The organism is Ferrovibrio sp., assembly GCF_041906005.1.
In the GTDB taxonomy this organism is placed as follows: domain Bacteria; phylum Pseudomonadota; class Alphaproteobacteria; order Ferrovibrionales; family Ferrovibrionaceae; genus Ferrovibrio.
On the sequence record NZ_JAYRJY010000002.1, the window covers coordinates 368,303 to 387,486 of the forward strand.

A 19,184-nucleotide genomic window follows, 5' to 3' on the forward strand; every position below is an offset into this window, starting at 1 on the left:
GGCCGGTTGGCTATCCTGACCGCAGCCCGAAGCCCTGATTTGCCGCCCCGTATTTGCGGACGGCATGGCATCCCGCCCCTTGGTTGCTTCTCCCTGTCTGGCGCATGGCACAGACAGGAGGGCAACACCGAGGAGTAATCAAGACAATGTCTGCGCCTATCTACAGCATGGCATTCATCGCCGGCCGCGTGCTGTTGCCTTTTGCCTGCGGCTATTTCATGTCCTACCTGTTCCGCAGCGTGAATGCGGTGATCGCGCCAAACCTGCAGCGCGACCTAGGAATCGGCGCCGGCGACCTCGGCACGTTGACCGCGGCCTATTTCGTCGCCTTCGCCGCCTTCCAGCTTCCCTTGGGCATCCTGCTCGACCGTTTCGGCCCGCGCCGCGTGCAGGCCGCACTGCTGCTCTCGGCGGCGCTCGGCGCAGTCGTCTTCGCCGTCGGCTCAGGCCTGAGCCACCTGATCATCGGCCGCGCCATGATCGGTCTGGGTGTCGCCGGCGGCCTGATGTCGGCCATGAAGGCGATCGCGCTGTGGCTACCCAAGGAGCGCTGGGCTCTGGCCAATGGCGTGTTCATGACTGCTGGCGGCCTGGGCGCGCTGGCCGCCACCCTTCCTGTGGAGCTGGCGCTGGAGCATGCGCATTGGACCATGCTGTTCTGGGGACTGGCGGTGCTGACTGTCTGTGCCTCGCTGACCATCTTCTTTGTGGTGCCTGAGCGGCCGCGCGCCGCCAGCCAGATGCTTGGCCTCGGTGCGCAGTTGCGCGAATGCGGCCGGTTCCTTGCCGACCGCCGCTTCTGGCGCATTGCGCCGGTCTCGATGATGGGCATGGCCAGCGGCATGGCGATCCAGGGCCTGTGGGCCGGACCCTACCTGCGCGATGTCGGCGGACTGGACCGCGCCGCCGCCGCAAAGCTGCTGTTCCTGCTGGCCGCCGCCCTCACTGCCGGCTTCACGCTTACGGGCATCGCGGCCGACCGGCTGCAGAAGCGCGGCATCCCGCTCAGTCGCACCATGGTCTGGGGCGTATCGCTCTATGCCATTGTGCTGGCCGTCATGGCGAGCGGATGGACGCCGACCAACCCGCTGCTTTGGATCGCCTTCGGCATCATCAGCAATACCACCGTGCTCGCCTATCCGATTCTCAGCGGCCAGTTCACCCTGGAACAGGCCGGCCGGGTGAATACCCTGCTGAATGGTGTGGTGTTCGGCTTCACCTTCTTCGCCCAGGCGGGCATGGGCTGGCTGATCGATCTTTGGCCGCGTGGCGCCGACGGCAGCTATCCGGCAGAAGCCTATCGCTGGACCTTTGGGCTGGCGTTGGTTCTGCTGCTGCTGGCGCTCGGCTGGTATCTGCGTGGCGAGCGCGCGGCTCAGGCCCTGACGGCGGGACGGCCGACCGAATAATAGCTGAACCCGGCCTGGCGCATTTCCGTCGGCTTGTAGATGTTGCGCAGGTCGACCAGCACCGGCTGCTTGAGCAGACTTTTCAGGCGAGCCATGTCGAGCGCGCGGAACTGGTTCCATTCGGTGATGATCACCAGCACGTCGGCGCCCTTGGCCGCGTCATAGGAGTCGGCGCACCAGACGATATCCTGCAGCAGCTTTTTGGCCTCGTTCATGCCCTCGGGGTCAAAAGCCCGGATCGTGGCACCCGCAGCCTGCAAGGCCGGCAGGATTTCCAGGCTGGGACTGTCGCGCATGTCGTCGGTCTCGGGCTTGAAGGTGAGCCCCAGCACCGCGACGGTCTTGCCCTTCACGTTGCCGCCGCACGCCTCGATCACCTTCTCGGCCATACGCCGCTTGCGGATGTCATTGATCTCGACCACCGTTTCGACAATGCGCAGCGGCGCGTCGAACTTGCGGCCGGTCGCTACCAGGGCCTGGGTGTCCTTGGGAAAACACGAGCCACCGTAGCCCGGCCCGGCATGCAGGAACTTGCCACCGATACGGCCATCCAGACCGATGCCACGCGCCACGTCCTGCACGTTCACATTCACCTTCTCGCACAGGTCGGCGATTTCATTGATGAAGGTGATCTTGGTGGCGAGGAAGGCATTGGCCGCATACTTGATCAACTCGGCTGTTTCCAGCGCGGTGAACAGGATCGGCGTCTCGTTCAGGTATAGCGGCCGATATAGCTGGCGCAGCAATTCGCGCGCCCGATCGCTCTCGGCGCCGCAGACCACGCGGTCGGGCCGCATGAAATCCTCGATCGCCGCGCCTTCGCGCAGGAATTCCGGATTGGACGCCACCTCGAATTCACCATTCGGTCGGGTTTCGCGGATGATACGCTCGACCTGGCGACCGGTGCCGACCGGCACAGTCGACTTGGTGACCACCAGGGTATAGCCCTCGATGGCCTCGGCGATTTCCTTGGCGGCGGCATAAACATAGGAGAGATCGGCTTCGCCATCGCCGCGGCGGGATGGCGTGCCAACGGCGATGAAAACGGCATCGGCCTCTTTCACCGCGGCTTTGACATCCTGGGTGAAAGAAAGCCGGCCAGCCTTGACGTTACGGGTCACCAGATCATCGAGGCCGGGCTCGAAGATCGGTATCTCGCCACGCTGAAGACTGCCGATACGGTCCGGGTTCTTGTCGACGCAAACGACCGTGTGGCCGAACTCGGAGAAACAAGTACCCGACACCAGTCCCACATAGCCGGTGCCGATCATGGCTACACGCATCGTCTAATCCCCCACGCCGCTGAATGGTCAGAGCGTCTTGCTGATCTCGCGAATGATGGCTGCCGCATCGCTGCGCATGTCCTGCCGATGCAGGGCAAAAGCGATGTTGGCATGCAGGAACCCGATCTTGTCGCCGCAATCGTAACGTGTGCCCGAGAAACGCAGGCCATGGAACGGCACTTCGCCGATCATGCGGGCCAGCGCGTCGGTCAGCTGAATCTCGCCACCGGCGCCACGTTCCACCTGATCGAGATGATCGAACACGCTGGGCTGCAAGATGTAACGGCCGATCACGGCGGTCCGCGACGGCGCTTTGTCCGGGCTCGGCTTTTCCACCAGCCCCTTCACTTCCACCAGCTTGTCGGCATCCTTGCCGGGCTGGATGATGCCGTAGCGCTTGGTGTGTTCCTGCGGCACGTCCATGGCGGCGATCATGTTGCCGCCCACCTTGTTATAGGCTTCGACCATTTCGGCCAGGCAGCCGCGCGGCGACAGGATCAGGTCGTCGGCGAGCAATACGGCAAAAGGCTCGTTGCCCACCAGAGACTTGGCGCAGCGCACGGCATGGCCCAGCCCCTGCGGTTCCATCTGGCGGGTGTAGGAAACGGCTCCGGCCTTGGGCATCCAGCTATTGATGGCTTCCAAAAGATCAGTCTTGTCGCGCTCCCGCAGCACGTCTTCCAGTTCGTAAGAGCGGTCGAAGTGGTCCTCGATCGCCTGCTTGCCGCGGCCGGTGACGAAAATGAATTCCTCGATGCCGGCCGCCTGGGCCTCCTCGACCGCATACTGGATCAGCGGCTTGTCGACGACCGGAAGCATTTCTTTCGGCATCGCCTTGGTGGCCGGCAGGAAGCGGGTGCCGAGGCCGCCGACGGGAAACACGGCAGTACGGATCGGACGGATCATGGATGGCGCGACTTTCTTGGTTGTTGTTGCGGGCGGATGATTCGGCCAGGCACCCCAGCACTCGTCCCCTGGACGATTCCCTCTGAGGCACAGGCGGTTTTTACGCCGGCCTCCCGGCGGGTGCAATGGGGGTGGCCGGATTGCTCATGCACCGCTTATCTCCTTGTAATGGGGCGGAAATGCGACCGTCCGCCGCCGATTTCAGGGCATCCCGGCCTGCTTTCCCTGCCTGCCCGGCCGCCGTATCATGCCCGGCCGGGATGAAAGCCCACGAAGACGCACCTTGAGGAAACGATCGATGTCCGCCGCGCCAGACCCGTCCGCCCAGCCTGTCCTGCGCGACCAGCCCGAAGCCGGGATTGCCCGCCTGACCCTGAACCGGCCCAAGGCTTATAACAGCCTATCGGTCGGGCTGATGGCAGCATTGCAGGCCGAGCTGGATGCCATCAAGGCTGACCGCAGTGTCAAAGCGGTGATTATCGCCGCCAATGGCCCGGGCTTCTGCGCCGGCCATGACCTGAAGGAAGTGCGAGCCAATCCGGGCCGGCAGCATTACGAAGCCCTGTTCCGGCAATGCTCGATGCTGATGCAGTCAGTCATAGCCCTGCCCCAGCCGGTGATTGCCCAGGTGCATGGCATCGCCACCGCCGCCGGCTGCCAATTGGTCTCAAGCTGTGACCTTGCCGTGGCGGCTGAAACGGCGCGGTTTGCCACACCGGGCGTCAATATCGGCCTGTTCTGCTCAACGCCCATGGTGGCGCTGTCGCGCAATGTCACGCGCAAACACGCCATGGAAATGCTGCTGACCGGCGACATGCTGCCGGCCAGCCGCGCAGCCGAGATCGGCCTGGTCAACCGCGTGGTGCCCGAATCCGATCTTGCCGTCGCCGCGCTTGGCTTGGCCCGCCAGATCGCGGCGAAATCGCCACTGACTGTGAAGATCGGCAAGGAAGCCTTCTACCGTCAGCTCGATATGACGCTGGCACAGGCCTACGATTATGCCAGCCGGGTGATGACGGAAAACATGCTGGCGCGCGATGCCGAGGAAGGTATCGATGCCTTCATCCAGAAACGTGAACCGAAATGGGAAGGGCGCTGACGTGAGCGCGACATTGGAAAAGATCGACCACGACAATTACGACGACGATTACATCCGCGGCATCCTGCGCCGAACCAATGTGATCGCCATGGTGGGTGCCAGCCCGAACTGGAACCGCCCCTCTTACTTTGCCATGAAGTACCTGCAGCAGAAGGGCTACCGTGTCATACCGGTGAATCCCAAGGAAGCCGGTGGCGCAATCCTGGGGGAAAGGGTTTATGCCAGCCTGGCCGAGATTCCGGTGAAGGTGGACATGGTGGATTGCTTCCGCGCCTCGGCCGCCATCCCGCCGATAGCCGATGAGGCGATAAAGATCGGCGCGAAAGTATTGTGGCTGCAGCTTGGCGTACGCAACGACGAGGCCGCCGCCAAGGCCGAGGCCGCCGGCCTGCAGGTGGTGATGAATCGCTGCCCCAAGATCGAGTTCGGGCGCCTGAGCCGCGAGATCGGCTGGATGGGCGTCAATACCCGCGTCATCAATTCGAAAAGACAGAGCAGGATCTGACCGTGGCTGCTGATAGCAAACCCGCCGCCCGCGCGGCGGAAAATACCTCGTCGTTCGGCTTCGATACCATGCAGGTGCATGCCGGCACCGCGCCCGATCCGGCCACCGGCGCACGAACCACGCCGATCTACCAGACTACGGCCTTTGTGTTCGAGGATGCCGACCAGGCTGCATCGCTGTTCAACCTGCAGACCTTTGGCAACATCTACACCCGCCTGACCAACCCCACCACGGCGGTCTTCGAGCAGAAGATCGCGGCGCTGGAGAATGCCCGGGCTGCGACGGCCGTGGCCTCGGGCCATGCAGCACAACTGGTCGCCTTCCATATGCTGATGAACCCGGGCGATCACATCGTCGCCTCGCGCAAGCTCTATGGCGGCTCGATCACCCAGCTTGGCGTCAGCTTCAAGCGGTTCGACTGGCATACCACCTTCGTTGACCCAGACGACATCAACGGCTTCGCAGCCGCGATCACGCCGAGGACGAAAGCCATCTTCGTCGAAAGCCTGGCCAATCCCGGCGGCGTGATCTCGGATATCGAGGCATTGGCAAGCGTGGCACACAAGGCCGGCATTCCGCTGATCGTCGACAACACCATGGCCACACCCTATCTGTGCCGGCCCGTGGAATGGGGCGCGGACATCGTGCTGCATTCGGCCACCAAGTTCCTGGGCGGCCATGGCAACTCGATGGGCGGCGTGATCGTCGATTCCGGTCTGTTCGACTGGGGCCAGAACGACAAGTTCCCGCATCTGTCGCAGCCCTCGCCAGCCTATCATGGCCTGACCTTCTGGGAGACCTTCGGCGACATGGCCTATGCCGTGGCCTGCCGCGCCATCAGCCTGCGCGATCTGGGCCCTGCCATATCGCCCTTCAACGCCTTCATGATCCTGACGGGCATGGAGACGCTGAGCCTGCGCATGCGCAAGCATTGCGACAACGCGTTGGCCGTAGCCGATTTCCTGTCGAAACACCCGAAAGTCGACTGGGTGTCGTATGCCGGCCTGAAGACTGACCGTTACCATGCGCTGGCGCAGAAATACCTGCCCAAGGGCGCCGGTTCGGTCTTCACCTTCGGACTGAAGGGCGGCTACGAGAGCGGCACCAAATTCGTCGAGAACCTGCAGATATTCTCGCACCTGGCCAATATCGGCGACACGCGCAGCCTGGTGATCCACCCGGCCTCCACCACGCATCGCCAACTTTCGCCCGAACAGCGGCAGTCGGCAGGCGCCGGCGACAATGTGATCCGGCTATCCATCGGCATCGAGGACGTATCCGATCTGATCAAAGATCTTGAGAAGGCTCTGGCCGCCGCCTGACGTTCAGGCCGGATTGCGCTTGCGGAACTGGGTTGGCGTCAGGCCCGTATGCTTGGTGAAGAAGCGCGTGAAATAGGCCGGATCGTCGAAGCCCAGCGAATAGGCGATCTCCTTCACCGACAGCACGGTGAAGGTAAGATCGCGGGTGGCCTCCAGCACGATGCGCTGGCTGATCGCGCCCAAAGCCGATGTCTTCAGCGCGGCGCGGCAGACGCGATTGAGATGAACTTCTGAAATGCCCAGCCGCTCGGCGTAAAAGGCCACGCTGCGCTGCGTGCGGAACATCTGGTCGAGCAGGATGCGGAACTGCATGGCATAGCGCGCCGTACGGTTGGGCGTCATCTCGCCTTCCTCGGCCGTTTCGGCCGCCAGGCGGCCCAGCGTGACCAGCAGGATACCGACATGAGCTTCGATCAGTCCAAGCCGGCCGGGTGCGCTGCCAGGGAATTCCCGCGCCACGGCCGCCATGCTGCGCTCGATCTCAGGGGCCGCCTCGCCCAGGGCAATCGCCTGCGGTTCGGCCAACAGGCCCTGCAGACCCGATCCCGGCCCCAGGATGCGGTTCACCTGCTCGCCCAGCAGGGTGATCACATGCCCCTCGGTGTCGGGCGAGAAACGGAAGCCATGTACGATCCCGGGCGTGACAGTGACGGCCATGCCGGGCCCCAGCGACACGGAACGATTGCCCAGCCGGGCCTCGCCCTGCCCCCCGGTCATGTTCAGAATTTGAAAGAAATGCTGATGCCGGTGCAGCCCGATTTCCCAGTCGAACAGGGCCGAACGGGCCGGGATCGATTCGCAATGCAGCCAGTTCGCATATGCGGTATGATCAGCCTCGCCATAGAGGGCATAGGTGGGAACAGCGGACACGGGACCTCCATGATGTTTGGATTGTCCTATGTTTTGTTGCCCCTGTCCATCGCCGCGCGGCCGGACCGACGCTAGCTTCTGCCCAATACGGTTCAGGAGGAAACACCCATGCGCACCCAGGTCGCCATCATCGGCGCCGGCCCCTCGGGGCTGCTGCTCGGCCAGCTGCTCGCCAAACACGGCATCGACAACGTGATCCTGGAGCGCCAGACCGGAGAATATGTGCTGGGCCGCATTCGCGCCGGCGTGATCGAGAAAGGCGCCGCCGACCTGCTGGACGAAGCCGGCTGCGGCACCCGCATGCATCGTGAGGGCCTGATCCACGACGGCATCGAGATTTCCTTCGGCGGGGCACGCCATCGCATCAACTTCAAACAGCTGATCGGCAAGAGTGTCATCGTCTACGGCCAGACCGAGATCACCCGCGACCTGATGGACGGTCGCTCTGCCATCGGTTCGCAGACGATCTACGAGGCCGAGGATGTCAGCCTGCACGACATTGGCACCGACAAACCGAAGGTGCGCTACAGCAAGGGCGGTCAGGTGCATGAGATCGAATGCGACTTCATCGCCGGCTGCGACGGTTTCCATGGCGTCAGCCGCAAGAGCATCCCGACTGACGTGCTGAAGAATTTCGAGCGGGTCTATCCCTTCGGCTGGCTCGGCATCCTGGTCGACAAGCCGCCGGTTTCGGACGAACTGATCTATGCCAACCACGATCGGGGCTTCGCCCTCTGCTCCATGCGCTCACCCACGCGCAGTCGCCTCTATATCCAGTGCCGGCTGGACGACAAGGTGGAAGACTGGTCGGACGAAGCCTTCTACGAGGAACTCAAGCGGCGGTTGGACGACGAAGCGATCAAGCGCCTGCAGCCGGGTCCTTCGATTGAAAAGAGCATCGCGCCGCTGCGCAGCTTCGTGGCCGAACCGATGCGCCATGGCCGGCTGTTCCTGGCCGGCGACGCCGCCCATATCGTGCCGCCGACCGGCGCCAAGGGCCTGAATCTGGCGGCCAGCGACGTGTATTACCTGTGGCAGGCGCTGGTGGACTTCTACAAGAAAAAGTCGTCTGCCGGCATCGATGCCTATTCCGCCCGCGCGCTCAGTCGGGTGTGGAAGGCCGAACGCTTCTCATGGTGGATGACCTCGCAGCTGCATCGTTTCCCCGAAAGCAGCGGCTTCGACCAGAAGATCCAGCGCAGCGAGCTGGAATATCTGGTCTCGTCACAGGCGGCGATGACGGCACTGGCCGAGAATTACGTCGGCCTGCCCTACTAGGCGCTATTCGGCCGGGGCCGGCACCGGTTCGGCCTCGGCATCCTTCGCCTCGCGCGGCAGCAGCAGGGCGAAGATACCGGCGCCGGCCGCGCAGGCCGCCAGCAGGATGAACAGCACATCCAGCGTGCCGGTAAGCTGGTAGATCACCGGAATCACCGCCACACCGACCGACGATACGCCCAGCGTGAGCACGAACTTGCCGCCGAAGGCGCGGCCGCGCCATTGCGGCGGCGTGTATTTCGCCAGCAGGGAATTCTCTGCTGGCTGGCCCGCCACGTTCAGACTGACCATCAGCGCCGCCACCGGCACCAGCGCCGGGTGGATCAGCATCATCGCGATCAGGATGACCGGGATCTGCAGCCACTGTACGGCAATATAGACGCCGCGCAGGGAGTAGCGGTCGGCCAGTTCGCCGCCGACAAGCTGCGACAGAGCCGAGCAGGTATAGACGATGGTGACCATGCCGCCGATGCCCAGCATGCTGTCGTTGAACACGCCCGACAGGCGACTGTCGAAGACCTTGGGCAGGGCGAAGGCTGTGGCCTGGTAGATCAGGCCAGTGCAGAGCATGGTGGCCGACATCACCCAGAAGACACGCCAGATGTCGCTCTTGCCGGGCGCCGCCTGCGGCACGGCATCCTCGCCGCGATCCAGCAGCAGGCTGGCCTGCCGTGCCCAGACGAAACCAAGGCCGGTGACCAGGCAAAGCAGGCCGGGAATAATGAAGGCCGCGCGCCAGCCCCACAGCTCGGCCAGCAGGCCCGCCACCAGGGCCGCGCCTGCCGTGCCGACGGAGCCGAATACGCCATTGATGCCCAGCGCCCGGCCACGATTCACCGCATTACGCACCAGCCACGGAATCCCGACCGGGTGATAGATGGCGGCGAACAGTCCGATGCCGGCCAGCCCCAGGCCGATACCCAGCGGTGAATTGGCGAAACCCGTGGCAATCGAGCAACCGCCGACGCCGAGGAAAAACAGCGCCATCATGCCGGAGGCGCTCCATTTGTCGCCCATCCAGCCGGCCGGCAGGGCCGCGGCGCCGAACAGCACACTCATCGGGATGGAGAGCGCAAACAGTTCGGCATAAGACAGGCCCCATTCACGCTCCAGCACCAGAACCACGGTGGCATAGAGCAGAGTGAAGAGATGCGAATAGGTATGGGCCAGACTGGAAAAAACCAGCGTCAGGAAGCCGGCATGGCGGGTCATTATCGAGTCTCCGGGGTTGCCGTCAGCCTAGCCCTGCCGGCGCGTCAGGCAACCCCAAAATTGTATCCAAACACTCAATCGCGCCGGGTTTCGCCCAGCAGCCATGATACGTAATCCTCATTGCCACCCTTGCCCACGCTGAGGGGCAGCACGCAGGGCACGCTGTAGCTGTGGGCGGCCTTCACCGCAGCCGTGGCGGCCTCCACCAGGTCGGGGCGGGTTTTCAGGATCAGCACCGCCTCTTCTCCCCGCTCCAGCTTGCCCTGCCACCAGTAGAGCGAGCGCATGCCGGGGATGATGTTGGCGCAGGCGGCCAGGCGCTGGCCCACCACGGCTTCGGCCACCGTCTCGGCTTCAGCCGTGCTGGCCGCCGTGCAATAGAGCAAGACGATGTCGCTCATGCCCGGTCAGTCATTCTGGGCCGCCAGCGCGCGGTCATGCCACAGCGTGACGACGACGCCGAGCACCAGCACGGCGCCAGCCTGATGCAGAGTGCCGAGCGCGACCGGCACATGCGTCAGCAGGGTGGCGATGCCCAGCCCGATCTGCAGCAGAACGGCGGTGAGCAGTGTGTGACGCAGGCCGGTAGGCGCACGGCCCTTGAGCGTGAGCGCGGTGACAATCGCCATTATGGCGACCGCATAGGCGCCCATGCGGTGCTGGAACTGCACCGTCATCGCATTTTCGAAAACGTTATGCCACCAGGGCTGCATGATCAGCAGGCCGTCGGGAATGAAGGCACCATCCATCAGCGGCCAGGTATTATGCGACAGGCCGGCATTCATACCAGCCACCAGGCCACCGGAGAGTATCTGCAGGAAGACCAGCGCACCGAGCCAGCCGGCGATACCGCCGCCGCGCAGCCCCACCATGCGGCCACGGCGCAGCAGAGAGAGTCCACCCCAGAGCAGGTAGCCGAAGATCAGCAGGGCCAGGCCCAGATGGGCGGTGAGCCGGTAATGGCTGACATCGGGATGATCCACTAGGCCGCTTTTCACCATGAACCAGCCCAGCGCGCCCTGGCTGCCGCCGAGGATGAACATGAGCAGCAGATGCGGCTTCATGCCCGGCGGGATGCGATCGCGCAGCCAGAACCACACCAGCGGCAGGGCGAAAGCCAGGCCGATCACGCGGCCCAGCAAACGATGGATGTATTCCAGCCAGTAGATGTTCTGGAAACCCGCCAGGGTCATGCCGATATTGACCTTCTGGTACTCGGGGAACTGCTTGTATTTCTCGAACTCGGCCTGCCAGGCCGCTTCCGACAGCGGCGGCAGCCAGCCGGTGATCGGTTTCCATTCCACCATCGACAGGCCTGATTCGGTGAGCCGCGTGAGACCGCCGATCACCACCATCAGAGCCACAAGTCCTGCCACCGCAAACAGCCAGCGCGCCACGGCCCCGGCATCCTGGCGCCGCGTTTCGGTCACTGCCTGTACTGCCGTTATACTGGTCATCGCGAACCCTTACGTCTGCACATTCCGGAGCAGAAGAAAGACCGCACCCCGCCCCCGGTCAAGTCCGCCGGCCGCGACATTTTCACCGTTTTTTGCGCGCCCGGAAATCGTAAATCCCGGGCCGCTGGCGCGGGTCTTCACCGGGCCGGAAAATCTGCGTCTTCTGCACCTTCTGGGTGCCCGTGGTCGGCAGGCTGTCGACAAACAGTATCCAGCCCGGCGCCTTGAAATAGGCCAGCCGGTCGAAGCACCAGCTAAACAACGCCTCGGCCAGCGCGGGTGTGGCCGCCTGCCCAGGCATGGGCAGAATGCAGGCCATCACCTCTTCCTCGCGGATTTCGTCGGGCGCCGCCAGCACGGCCACCTGCGCCACGGCATCATGAGCCTGCAGGCAGGCCTCGATCTCGGCGGCGGCGATATTCTCACCCGAACGGCGGATGATGTTCTTCTTGCGGTCGACGAAATAGATCATGCCGTCTTCGGCCTGGCGCACCACATCACCGGTATGAAACCAGCCGCCGGTCCAGGATTCCTCGGTCGCCTTCTCGTTCTTCAGGTAACCCGAGAAAAATCCGCGGCGCGGATCGGCCGCCGAATGGCGCACCAGCAATTCACCTTCCTGTCCGCGCGGAACCTCGCGGCCATCGTCACCAGCCACCATTGCCTCGAAGCCCGGCAGCGGTCGGCCGAAGGCACGCGTGTCGATCTGCCGCGGCTCGTGACAATCGGAAAAAATGCGGCCGGTTTCGGTCATGCCCCAGACCTCGACCAGCGGAAAACCGAAACGGTCCTCAAACGGTTTGTGCAGTTGCGGTTCGACACCGGCGCCCAGGCCGAAGCGCACGCGGTGGCGCTTCTCGTCTTCCGTTACCGGCTGATTGAGCAGCAACGGCGGCACCACGCCAAGGTAATGGATGATGGTGGCGCGCGTCTCGGCCACTTCCTGCCACCAGCGGTTCGGGCTGAAGCGCTCGGTAAGGATCAGGCAGTTCGCGGTCAGCATGGCGCAGGTGGCCGTCACCGCGCCATGATTCATGTGGAACAGCGGCAGCGGATTGTAGAAACGGTCTTCGCCGTATTTCACGGCCAGCAGGCCGCCAAGGTCGCGATACCAGGCACCGGCATTCAGCGTATAGAAATTGGTGAGCACGCAGCCCTTGGGGCGCCCCGTGGTGCCCGAGGTATAGAGCAGATTGCATTCGGTATCGTGGCCCGGCACGCCCGCACGCGCCTTCGTGACGGGCGATGGAAACGCGGCCGGCAGATTGCCGGCATCCAGCACAGGCAGCGGCTTTTCGCCACGGTCGGCAGCCACTTTCCCCATATCGGCCACACGATGCGGTGCGCAGATAACCAGATCAGCTTCGGAATGCTGCATCTGGTAGAGCATTTCGTCGTGCCGGTAGTCGGGATTGACCGGCACAATGCCGCAACCGAGCGCGTTCAGGGCCAGATAGTGGAAAAAGAAATCCGGCCGCATGTCCAGCAGCAGGCCGACACGGTGGCCGATGCCGTAGCCAGCAGCGGCATAACGGCCGCGCAGGTCACCCACAATCTGTGCCACCGCGCCGTAGCTGAGCTCCAATCCTTTTGGTGCGTAATCCCGGCCGGGGCGCGATGGTACGCAGAGAAAAGTTTTCTCCGGGTACTTGCGTGCCGTAGCGGCAAAGGCCTCAAAGACCGAGGGCGGAAGCACCTCTGGCATGGATGGTTTCCTCCGGTTCTTTTTTCATTGTTCAGCGCAAGCCCAGCACACCCAGCATGACCAATCCGATGACAATGCGGTAGATGGCAAACGGCACGAAGCCATAGCGGTTGATGAAGGCAACCACGCCACGCACCACGAGGGCCGCGCAGATGAACGACACGATCAGACCAACGGCGATCAGGCCAAGGCCATCCAGCGTGAGGCCCGACCAGTTCTTGTAAAGGTCGTAGCTGGTGGCCGCCACCATGGTCGGCACGGCGAGGAAGAAGGAATATTCGGCGGCGGCGGCGCGCTGCACGCCCAGCAGGCGCGCGCCCATGATGGTGGCACCTGACCGCGAAACGCCAGGGATCATGGCCAGGCATTGCAGCAGGCCGATCTTGAGGCTGAGGCGGAACTTGAAATCGTCGACGCTGCGCACCTCGCCCTTCCCTGTGAACCGCTCGATCAGCAGGATGACAATGCCGCCGATGACCAACGCCACCGAAACAACCCAGGGATTGAACAGCACGCTCTTGATGAAGCCATGCGCCACCGCGCCGATCACCAGCGCCGGCACCACGCCAAGCAGCACATTCACGGTAAAACGATTGGCGGTGTCGTCACGTCCCAGGCCGATCAGGGTATCGAACAGCCGCTGCCAGTAAACGACACAGACGGCCAGGATGGCGCCAAGCTGGATGGCGATCTCAAACACCTTGCCGGGCGGTCCCTCGAAACCGAGCAGATCGACCAGCAGGATCAGATGGCCGGTGGAGGAAACCGGGATGAATTCGGTCAGCCCCTCGACAATGCCGAGGAAGGCGGCCTGCAGGTAATCGATCAGCATCGGGGCGTCTCCTGCCGAGCCGGGCCCATGGCAAGACCGGATTGCCGGATTGAATACAATTTCATGAGAGACACTGGCCGACCTTGTTTGGCGAATAGCGAGAACATAATTAGTACAAACATCCCGACTCAGCAAGATGCCCAGCTATGAAACCCCGGCTGCGGCGGCGCGGAAAGCCTTACCCGGCGACCGGAAACAAAATGTCGCGCTCAGCCGTTTTAATGGGTCACCACGGGATACGAGAAAGGAGATCGACATGCGGGCCATTCTGCTCTGGCTGCTGGGGATACCTATTCCAGTTATCATTCTTTTGTATCTGTTCGGCGTGTTCAGTTAGGGCCTGGCGTCCTGCTGCGTCACATGGCTGGGCCTGCGGTCTCCACACCGCAGGCCCTTTTTCATAAAGCCTTTTGTCCCACGCAATTTGGCCTTGCCCGTATCCCGGAATGCCGGCTTAAAGTTGCAGCAAAGCAAAATGCGGAATGCATAAGCTGCGTGGGGATGGGATGAAACTGCGGAATCTGGCGCGGCTGGCTGGTCTGATAGCAGCAGCCCTTATTGCCCGGCCCGTATATGGGCAAAGTTTTATCGAAGGCAATCACTACTGGTTCGAACCGGCCGTCTTTCCCGGCAAATCCGACCTCTCGCGGCATCCCTATGGTCCCGCCAAGGCCAAGGGTCTGGTGATCTGGAATCATGGTTATGATCCCGGCAAACTAGCGCCGGAAAAGGTTCCCCCCATCATGCAGTATTTCGCCGAGGCAGGCTGGGACGCCTATCACCTGCAGCGGCATAGCATCATCGGCGTTGGCCGCGGGCGCAGCGTTGCAGGCAGTTCAAACGACCTGACGGCACCGTTGATCCTGCATGTGCTTGAAAAGGCTGAAGTGAATGCCTATTCGCGCATCGTGCTGATGGGCCAGTCACGCGGCGCTTTCGCCGTCATCCAGGCAGGAGCCTACAAGCCTCGCATCACTGCCATTCTGCCACTGTCTCCTGCCGGTTTTGGCGATGCCGGCAAGACCAGCGAATGGCGACAGAATGACACCTTCATCCGCAACCTGTGGGAAGATTATAAAGACAGCGGCATCCGCGTCGCTGCGGGATTCTTCACCGGCGACCCATGGTATGAAGAACAGCATCCCCATGTGCGCGGGCCTTATGCACGGCAGCGTCTGACGGAACTGGGCGTGCCGAACTTCATCATCGACCAACCCGAGCACCCGAAGATGCAGGGCCATGGCGGCGGCCAGAGCTGGGAATTCGCGCGCCGCTTCGGTCCTTGCATCGAGCATTTCTTCGAAACCGGCAACAGTCCGAGTTGCGTCGAGACCGATCGCAATACCGCGCGTATCTTCGGCATAAAGCTACCGCAATTGCCGGCCCCGAACGGCTATACCGGCCTGTGGCAAGGCACCTGGCACAATGGCCGTTTCATCGCCCTGATGATTCAGCCTCCCGCCAATGGGCAATACAGGGCCGTTTACCGCCAGGGCCTTGGCACCAACGGCGACACGCCGCAATCGTCAGACTGGACCTTGAGCGAACACGATGGCGGCCTGCTTCAGCAGGGCAATACCATCGACTTCCACCTCAAGCTAGTCGCGCCAGACAGGCTGAGCATCATTCGCATCGACCGCAACAAACGCTCGGAAAAAAATGAGCAGCCGGTCTATTTCACGCGGGCGCGCGAGCGGTCTCTGCCCTAGCTGAAGCGGTTATTCTTGTTAAAGCCGCGTGGCACGATACGGCCGGCCTGGGCGCGGTCGCCGCGATATTCCTTCAGGTCGGTTTCGGTCTTGGTGCGGCCCGAGGAATCCGTCCAGCTCAGGCCCTGTTTGAACGTGAAGGTCTTGGCGTCCGACAGGCCGCCATCCTTGTATTTCTGCAGGGTAATGCCACGGCCCTTGGTCATCTCGGGCAGTTCGGAGAGCGGGAACAGCAGCAGCTTGCGGTTGTCGCCCACCACGGCAACCGTGTCGCCCTCCACGATACTGCACACACAGGCCTCGGCCGGCGCCTGCACGTTCAGGATCTGCTTGCCGGTGCGCGTGGCGGCCAGCATCTCGGATTCAGCGCAGACAAAGCCGCGCCCGTCGCTGCTGGCAACGAGGAATTTGCGATCACCCTGGTATTTGAACAGAGCGATGATGTCCTGGTCGTTGCCCAGATCGACGGTCAGGCGCACCGGCTCGCCATGGCCTCGGCCACGCGGCAGCTTGTCGCAATTGATCGTATAGGCGCGGCCATTGGTGCCGAACAGCACCAGTTTGTCGGTGGTTTCGGCATGCAGCCAGAAGCGGCCCTTGTCGCCTTCCTTGTAGGCGGCCGAGCCGTCATCGGCGACATGGCCTTTGATGGCGCGGATCCAGCCCTTGGCCGAGCAGATTACGGTGATCGGCTCGCGCTCGACCAGCACCTCGAAGGCCTCTTCCGAGATCACCGGCGCATCGCCGATGGCCGTGCGGCGTTTGCCCAGGGCCGTCTTCGGGCCGAACTGCTTCTTGAGTTCCTGAATCTCGCCGGCGATGGCCTGCCAGCGCAGGGCTTCATCGGCCAGCAGTTTCTTCAGCTCGGCCAGTTCCTTCGACAGCTCCTTGTGTTCGGTACGCAGCTCCATCTCTTCCAGCTTGCGCAGACTGCGCAGGCGCATGTTGAGGATGGCTTCGGCCTGCACGTCGGTGAGCTTGAAGCGCTTCATCATCACCGGCTTGGGCTCGTCCTCGCGCCGGATGATCTCGATCAGCTCGTCGAGGTTGAGATAGGCGATCAGGTAACCATCGAGCACTTCCAGGCGATGCTCGATCTTGCCCTGACGGTAGCGGCTCTTGCGCTCCAGCACCTCGTGGCGGTGATTGAGATAGGCCTGCAACGCCTCGCGCAGGTTCATCACCCGCGGCAGCTTGCCGCCATCCAGCACATTGAGGTTGAGCGGAAAGCGCGTTTCCAGATCGGTGCTGCGGAACAGGCTTTCCATCAGCACGTCGGGGTCGACATTCTTGCTCTTCGGGATCAGGACGAGGCGGATGTCCTCGGCCGATTCATCGCGCACGTCATCCAGCAGCGGTGCCTTGCGCTCGGTGATCAGCTCGGCGATGCGCTCGATCAGCTTGGATTTCTGCACCTGGTAGGGAATCTCGGTGACGACGATCTGCCAGGTACCGCGCGGCAGTTCTTCCTTCTGCCACCGGGCGCGATGACGGAAGCTGCCGCGGCCGGTTTTATACGCCTCGATGCGCGAGGACAGCGGCTCGACGAGAAGCCCGCCGGTGGGGAAATCCGGGCCCTGCACGAATTCCACCAGCTTTTCGATGCCGGCATTGGGATGCTTGATCAGATGCAGCAGCGCGTCGCACAGCTCGGGCAGGTTGTGCGGCGGGATCGAGGTGGCCATGCCCACGGCGATGCCGCTGGCGCCATTAGCCAGTAGATTGGGCAGGCCGGCGGGCAGCACCACCGGCTCGTCATTCTCGCCGTCGTAATTGGGGCGGAAATCGACAGTCTCGTCATCGAGATTGGCCAGCAGGATGTTGGCCACCTCGGTCAGGCGCGCCTCGGTGTATCGCATGGCGGCGGCGTTATCGCCGTCGATATTGCCGAAATTGCCCTGCCCGTCGACCAGCGGATAGCGCTGGGCGAAATCCTGCGCCAGACGCACCAGCGCGTCATACACCGACTGGTCGCCATGGGGATGGTATTTACCGATCACGTCGCCGACGACGCGGGCGCATTTCTTGTAGCCGGCATTGGGATCCAGCTTGAGCAGCCGCATGGCGAACAGCACGCGGCGTTGCACCGGCTTCAGGCCGTCGCGCGCATCGGGCAGCGAGCGCGAGGTGATGGTGCTGAGCGCATAGGCCAGATAACGCTCGGACAGCGCATCGGGCAGCGGCACGTTGCGAATCGATTCGGGAATGTCTTTGGGCGGCAGATGCTTGCTCATGGCGTGTGTTTTACACCAGACGGGACAAAGCTTCCATTCTTGGGCGCAGATTCAGGCGCGCAGAAGGATATCCAGAAGTCTGGCGCGGGCCAGCGGCAACGGCGCATGAAGTTGGGCGAACAGGCGGTTTTCCAGGAAATGGCCGGTGAGCGCGAAACCATCCAGCACCGCCTGCCGCGAATCGCGCTCCCCTGCCCCCTCTGCTGTTCCGCTCCGGCCCGGCACCAGGAAGGCCGGCAGGGCCAACAGGCGCTCGGCATAGGGCGCGGCGGCGGCGGCCGAGACGGCGCGGCCGGTGCGCGGCGAAACATGGGTCAGGTTGTCAGGCGAACCGGTGGCGGCGCAGCTTTCCAGATCGAGGCCATAGCCCATCTCGGCCAGCAGACCGATCTCCCAGCGCACATAAAGCGCGCCCCAGGCCTCGGGCTCGGGCAGGTCGGCCATCAGCGAGAACAGCGCCTTGGTGGCGGCGAACAGATTGGGATGCGGTTCGCGCTCGGGCAGGGCCGCATCCACCATGGCGCAGGCGCAGCTCAGGGCCGCCAGCCGGGCCGGATCATCCAGCATCAGCGCAGCGGGATGCTGCAGGGCTTCCAGGGTGTAATAGCCGAGCTGTTCCGACAGCCGCGCGCGCCACTCCGCCCGCACGACCTGCCCCGGCTGGATCGCGCCGCCGGACTTGCTCTGGCCCGAGCCGCGCAGCAGCCCGGCATGGCGGCCGTGGGATTCGGTCAGCAGCGAGAGAATGCGGGCATTCTCGCCGTGATGCCGCACGCTGAGGACAACGCCTTCATCCTGCCAGTCCATGGTGTTGGCTTAGGGTGATTCGGAGGGGGCGGCAAGACGTACTATTTTAACGCCCGGAGCTTCTCTAGAAATTGCTTCGGTTCAGCAGCATCGAGATTGAAATAAGCTCGCGAACCATTTGTCCATAAGACAAAGGGGCCGCTCTCCTCCGTCAAGAAGAACACATAATCCAATCCAACCATCAATGGCAGACCACAATTTCCTGGTCCAGGCGTCGGGCCACGTACCATTCTGTCCTCAGGCGGTCTGCCTTTGAAAACCTCTTTGAGGTGGAAGGTGCCGACCACAATCGGCATCGGCTTGCCATCCGGTCCGATGGCATCGAGCGCTTCCTCCGTCTTGTAAATGCGTCCGTGGAAAACGGCTGAAGCCGCGCGGAACAGATCCTCGTCAGTCAGCTCAGGTAGACTGGGGTCGCGTGAACAGGCCAGCGCCGACTGAATGCCACTCAGCAACAACACCAGAACGAGAAAAAGACGGATCATGCGGTCCCCTTGCCCGCCGCATCTTGCACTCGAAAAATCGACAAAAAAAGGGCGACCTTTGCGGGCCGCCC

At 63.0% G+C, this 19,184-nt stretch carries 18 protein-coding genes; 7 read left to right on the forward strand and 11 right to left on the reverse strand.

Annotated features, from left to right (window positions below):
* The first annotated feature begins 146 nt into the window (after nucleotides 1-146).
* Nucleotides 147-1,409, forward strand: a complete 1,263-nt coding sequence (locus ACE3OO_RS19000; protein ID WP_374305374.1) for a nitrate/nitrite transporter — start codon at nucleotides 147-149, stop codon at nucleotides 1,407-1,409.
* Here ACE3OO_RS19000 and ACE3OO_RS19005 read toward each other — a convergent pair.
* Entirely contained in the window at nucleotides 1,376-2,692 is a 1,317-nt protein-coding gene (locus ACE3OO_RS19005) for a UDP-glucose/GDP-mannose dehydrogenase family protein (protein WP_374305376.1), read from the reverse strand. The two genes, ACE3OO_RS19000 and ACE3OO_RS19005, sit on opposite strands and share 34 nt — an antisense overlap.
* 27 nt (nucleotides 2,693-2,719) lie before the next feature.
* On the reverse strand, nucleotides 2,720-3,598 hold the full coding sequence (gene galU, locus ACE3OO_RS19010) for a UTP--glucose-1-phosphate uridylyltransferase GalU (protein WP_374305378.1): 879 nt from the start codon (nucleotides 3,596-3,598) through the stop codon (nucleotides 2,720-2,722).
* A gap of 298 nt (nucleotides 3,599-3,896) precedes the next feature.
* Here galU and ACE3OO_RS19015 point away from each other — a divergent pair, with 298 nt between their 5' ends.
* Genes ACE3OO_RS19015 through ACE3OO_RS19025 form a run of 3 tightly spaced genes read left to right on the forward strand, consistent with a single transcriptional unit; the run spans nucleotide 3,897 to nucleotide 6,524 of the window.
* The gene (locus ACE3OO_RS19015; RefSeq protein ID WP_374305380.1) at nucleotides 3,897-4,697 is read left to right on the forward strand and encodes an enoyl-CoA hydratase; all 801 of its coding nucleotides are present in this window, start codon (nucleotides 3,897-3,899) and stop codon (nucleotides 4,695-4,697) included.
* A gap of 1 nt (nucleotide 4,698) precedes the next feature.
* Nucleotides 4,699-5,202 (forward strand): CoA-binding protein, encoded by a 504-nt coding sequence (locus tag ACE3OO_RS19020; RefSeq protein WP_374305382.1) that lies wholly within the window; start codon nucleotides 4,699-4,701, stop codon nucleotides 5,200-5,202.
* Between the two features lie 2 nt (nucleotides 5,203-5,204).
* Nucleotides 5,205-6,524 (forward strand): O-acetylhomoserine aminocarboxypropyltransferase, encoded by a 1,320-nt coding sequence (locus ACE3OO_RS19025; RefSeq protein WP_374305384.1) that lies wholly within the window; start codon nucleotides 5,205-5,207, stop codon nucleotides 6,522-6,524.
* 3 nt (nucleotides 6,525-6,527) lie between these two features.
* On the opposite strand, the gene ACE3OO_RS19030 is transcribed toward ACE3OO_RS19025, so the two are convergent.
* Nucleotides 6,528-7,394 carry a helix-turn-helix domain-containing protein gene (locus ACE3OO_RS19030; RefSeq protein WP_374305386.1) on the reverse strand — a complete coding sequence of 289 codons (867 nt, stop codon included), beginning with the start codon at nucleotides 7,392-7,394 and terminating at the stop codon, nucleotides 6,528-6,530.
* Between the two features lie 108 nt (nucleotides 7,395-7,502).
* Here ACE3OO_RS19030 and pobA point away from each other — a divergent pair, with 108 nt between their 5' ends.
* Nucleotides 7,503-8,672: a 4-hydroxybenzoate 3-monooxygenase gene (gene pobA, locus ACE3OO_RS19035; RefSeq protein ID WP_374305388.1), complete on the forward strand. Its 1,170-nt coding sequence runs from the start codon at nucleotides 7,503-7,505 to the stop codon at nucleotides 8,670-8,672.
* A 3-nt stretch (nucleotides 8,673-8,675) separates the two neighbouring features.
* Here pobA and ACE3OO_RS19040 read toward each other — a convergent pair whose 3' ends face one another.
* The 5 genes from ACE3OO_RS19040 to ACE3OO_RS19060 all read right to left on the reverse strand — a co-directional run bounded on the left by ACE3OO_RS19040 (nucleotide 8,676) and on the right by ACE3OO_RS19060 (nucleotide 13,878).
* Nucleotides 8,676-9,884: an MFS transporter gene (locus ACE3OO_RS19040; RefSeq protein ID WP_374305390.1), complete on the reverse strand. Its 1,209-nt coding sequence runs from the start codon at nucleotides 9,882-9,884 to the stop codon at nucleotides 8,676-8,678.
* Nucleotides 9,885-9,958: 74 nt separating this feature from the next.
* Entirely contained in the window at nucleotides 9,959-10,285 is a 327-nt protein-coding gene (cutA, locus tag ACE3OO_RS19045) for a divalent-cation tolerance protein CutA (RefSeq protein WP_374305392.1), read from the reverse strand.
* Nucleotides 10,286-10,291: 6 nt separating this feature from the next.
* The gene (locus tag ACE3OO_RS19050) at nucleotides 10,292-11,341 is read right to left on the reverse strand and encodes a COX15/CtaA family protein (protein WP_374305394.1); all 1,050 of its coding nucleotides are present in this window, start codon (nucleotides 11,339-11,341) and stop codon (nucleotides 10,292-10,294) included.
* 82 nt (nucleotides 11,342-11,423) lie between these two features.
* Complete coding sequence (locus ACE3OO_RS19055; protein ID WP_374305396.1) at nucleotides 11,424-13,046, reverse strand: AMP-binding protein; 1,623 nt, start codon at nucleotides 13,044-13,046, stop codon at nucleotides 11,424-11,426.
* A gap of 31 nt (nucleotides 13,047-13,077) precedes the next feature.
* Nucleotides 13,078-13,878, reverse strand: coding sequence for an undecaprenyl-diphosphate phosphatase (locus ACE3OO_RS19060; RefSeq protein WP_374305398.1), 801 nt, complete (start codon nucleotides 13,876-13,878; stop codon nucleotides 13,078-13,080).
* Nucleotides 13,879-14,014: 136 nt separating this feature from the next.
* Here ACE3OO_RS19060 and ACE3OO_RS19065 point away from each other — a divergent pair, with 136 nt between their 5' ends.
* Nucleotides 14,015-14,215, forward strand: coding sequence for a hypothetical protein (locus tag ACE3OO_RS19065; protein ID WP_374305400.1), 201 nt, complete (start codon nucleotides 14,015-14,017; stop codon nucleotides 14,213-14,215).
* A gap of 169 nt (nucleotides 14,216-14,384) precedes the next feature.
* Complete coding sequence (locus tag ACE3OO_RS19070; RefSeq protein WP_374305402.1) at nucleotides 14,385-15,587, forward strand: alpha/beta hydrolase family protein; 1,203 nt, start codon at nucleotides 14,385-14,387, stop codon at nucleotides 15,585-15,587.
* On the opposite strand, the gene parC is transcribed toward ACE3OO_RS19070, so the two are convergent.
* From parC to ACE3OO_RS19085, 3 genes are read right to left on the reverse strand one after another with little or no spacing between them, the layout of a single operon-like run.
* Nucleotides 15,584-17,821 carry a DNA topoisomerase IV subunit A gene (parC, locus tag ACE3OO_RS19075; protein WP_374305404.1) on the reverse strand — a complete coding sequence of 746 codons (2,238 nt, stop codon included), beginning with the start codon at nucleotides 17,819-17,821 and terminating at the stop codon, nucleotides 15,584-15,586. The genes ACE3OO_RS19070 and parC overlap by 4 nt on opposite strands.
* 51 nt (nucleotides 17,822-17,872) lie before the next feature.
* The gene (gene recO / locus ACE3OO_RS19080; RefSeq protein ID WP_374305406.1) at nucleotides 17,873-18,628 is read right to left on the reverse strand and encodes a DNA repair protein RecO; all 756 of its coding nucleotides are present in this window, start codon (nucleotides 18,626-18,628) and stop codon (nucleotides 17,873-17,875) included.
* A 41-nt stretch (nucleotides 18,629-18,669) separates the two neighbouring features.
* Nucleotides 18,670-19,113, reverse strand: coding sequence for a hypothetical protein (locus ACE3OO_RS19085; protein WP_374305408.1), 444 nt, complete (start codon nucleotides 19,111-19,113; stop codon nucleotides 18,670-18,672).
* Between the last annotated feature and the right edge of the window lie 71 nt (nucleotides 19,114-19,184).

Coding starts and splice junctions, on each gene's coding strand:
- ACE3OO_RS19000 (WP_374305374.1), top strand. CDS start 147: ATGTCTGCGCCTATCTACAGCATGGCATTCATCGCCGGCCGCGTGCTG.
- ACE3OO_RS19005 (WP_374305376.1), bottom strand. CDS start 2,692: ATGCGTGTAGCCATGATCGGCACCGGCTATGTGGGACTGGTGTCGGGT.
- galU (WP_374305378.1), bottom strand. CDS start 3,598: ATGATCCGTCCGATCCGTACTGCCGTGTTTCCCGTCGGCGGCCTCGGC.
- ACE3OO_RS19015 (WP_374305380.1), top strand. CDS start 3,897: ATGTCCGCCGCGCCAGACCCGTCCGCCCAGCCTGTCCTGCGCGACCAG.
- pobA (WP_374305388.1), top strand. CDS start 7,503: ATGCGCACCCAGGTCGCCATCATCGGCGCCGGCCCCTCGGGGCTGCTG.
- ACE3OO_RS19040 (WP_374305390.1), bottom strand. CDS start 9,884: ATGACCCGCCATGCCGGCTTCCTGACGCTGGTTTTTTCCAGTCTGGCC.
- cutA (WP_374305392.1), bottom strand. CDS start 10,285: ATGAGCGACATCGTCTTGCTCTATTGCACGGCGGCCAGCACGGCTGAA.
- ACE3OO_RS19050 (WP_374305394.1), bottom strand. CDS start 11,341: ATGACCAGTATAACGGCAGTACAGGCAGTGACCGAAACGCGGCGCCAG.
- ACE3OO_RS19055 (WP_374305396.1), bottom strand. CDS start 13,046: ATGCCAGAGGTGCTTCCGCCCTCGGTCTTTGAGGCCTTTGCCGCTACG.
- ACE3OO_RS19060 (WP_374305398.1), bottom strand. CDS start 13,878: ATGCTGATCGATTACCTGCAGGCCGCCTTCCTCGGCATTGTCGAGGGG.
- ACE3OO_RS19065 (WP_374305400.1), top strand. CDS start 14,015: ATGCCCAGCTATGAAACCCCGGCTGCGGCGGCGCGGAAAGCCTTACCC.
- ACE3OO_RS19070 (WP_374305402.1), top strand. CDS start 14,385: ATGAAACTGCGGAATCTGGCGCGGCTGGCTGGTCTGATAGCAGCAGCC.
- parC (WP_374305404.1), bottom strand. CDS start 17,821: ATGAGCAAGCATCTGCCGCCCAAAGACATTCCCGAATCGATTCGCAAC.
- recO (WP_374305406.1), bottom strand. CDS start 18,628: ATGGACTGGCAGGATGAAGGCGTTGTCCTCAGCGTGCGGCATCACGGC.
- ACE3OO_RS19085 (WP_374305408.1), bottom strand. CDS start 19,113: ATGATCCGTCTTTTTCTCGTTCTGGTGTTGTTGCTGAGTGGCATTCAG.